General features: G+C 70.8%; 1 protein-coding gene and 1 pseudogene. Both read left to right on the top strand.

Annotated features, from left to right (window positions below; genetic code table 11):
• Positions 1-191: 191 nt before the first annotated feature.
• Positions 192-316: pseudogene (locus Q0112_RS01305) on the top strand (helix-turn-helix domain-containing protein); the annotation flags it as partial.
• Between the two features lie 103 nt (positions 317-419).
• A partial coding sequence (locus Q0112_RS01300; RefSeq protein ID WP_297970409.1) for a hypothetical protein occupies positions 420-1,539 on the top strand: 1,120 nt, incomplete at its 3' end.

Here is a 1,539-nt window from a genome sequence, read left to right as displayed (position 1 = left end):
GAGAGGAAGCGAGAGGAAGGCAGGATATATTCAAGTGTAGAACATTCTCACTATGACCCCCAACCTCACCTCCGAGCGCCAGGACGAGAACGAACAACTGACCCCTCATCAGGGGACATATGGAGTCTCGGGGTTCAGAGCTTCCTGCACGTGGTTCACGGACGCAGAAGAAGAGATGCTTCAGGTGGAGGAAGGTGACCGCGATGGTTCGGCTGCACGAGCGTGGCTGGAAAAAGCCAAACGGCTGTCGAAGGAGTTCGGCTGCGCACGGAGCACGGTCCGACGCTACCTTCGCGCCGGTGGCGGTGCCCTTCCGCTTAACCGGGCAGGGCTAAGGCTTCCCAGCATTAACGGCGCTCTAACCATTTCGACCGAACTGATGGCCCCTGGATCGCAAGCCAGGAGCGGACCCAAGGGCCATGGACCCCATCGCAACGATCATGCTCTCGCTCGCCGGCCTCGGCCTCTTCCTCATGGCCTCGGGCTTCGCGGCGCGGAAGCGCCGGAAGGCGCGCCGGGGCGGAGCGGCGGCGGACGCGGGTCCCCAGCCCGGCCTCGAGCCCGGCCTTGAATCCGTGACCCGCCGCGTCGAGGGCCGCATGGCGGCGATCGAGGCGGTGCAGGCCGAGGTCACGGCGAAGCTCGACGGCGCCGGTGCCGCCGAGGACCGGCTGCAGGCGATGGCCGCCCAGCTCCTCGGGCTGATCCGCGACAAGAACGCGACCCTTGAAACCGCGCTCGCCGGCCTCGACCAGCTGCGCGCCCGGATGAAGACCCTCGAGCAGATGGGCAGCGCCGCCGAGGCGCGCGGGCTCTTCGAGGGGCTCACCTCCCGCCTCGATGCGCTGGAAAGCGCCCAGGCCGCTGCCGCCGCAGCGCTGGAGGCGAGGCTGGCCGCCCGCCGCGCCGAGGCGGAGGGCCCCGACCCGCAGGCGGCGCTCGTGGAGCAGCTGACCAAGCTGCACGCCCAGAAGGACTCCGCGCTCGCTGCCGTGATCGCGCGCCTCGCTCCGCTCGAGTCGCGGCTCGGCTCCATGGAGAGCGACCTCAAGGGCCGCGAGCCGGCCCGGGAGGTGGTGGCGCGGCTGGAGAGCCGGCTCGAGGCGAAGATCGCGGCCGTGGCGGCGGCCCAGGATGCAACCGGGGCGGCGCTCGCCGCCCTTGAGGCGGCCGGATCGCCGGTCGCCGAGCTCGCCCAGCACCTTGCGCGTCTCCACGCCCAGAAGGACGCGATCGTCGAAGGTCTGATGGGCCGCATTGCCGCGCTCGAGACCGAGTTGGCCGCCCGTGATCCGAGGAGCGCGCTCGACGGCTTCGCCGCGCGCCTCGACGCGCTGCAGTCGCGCCTCGACACGCCGGCGGAGAACCCGTTCGCGGAGATCAGCGAGCAGCTGACCCGGCTCTACGCCCAGAAGGACGCCACCACCGAGGCGGTCCTCGCCCGGCTTGCGCCGCTGGAGGCGAAGCTCGCCGAGATCGAGGGCCGTGACCCGAGGAGCGCGCTCGACGGCTTCGCCGCGCGCCTCGACGCGCTGCAGT

The sequence above is a fragment of the uncultured Amaricoccus sp. genome (genome assembly GCF_937858865.1).
Taxonomy (GTDB): domain Bacteria; phylum Pseudomonadota; class Alphaproteobacteria; order Rhodobacterales; family Rhodobacteraceae; genus Amaricoccus.
Note: the sequence above shows the minus strand (reverse complement) of the source record. Positions and strands in the feature narration are given on the sequence as shown.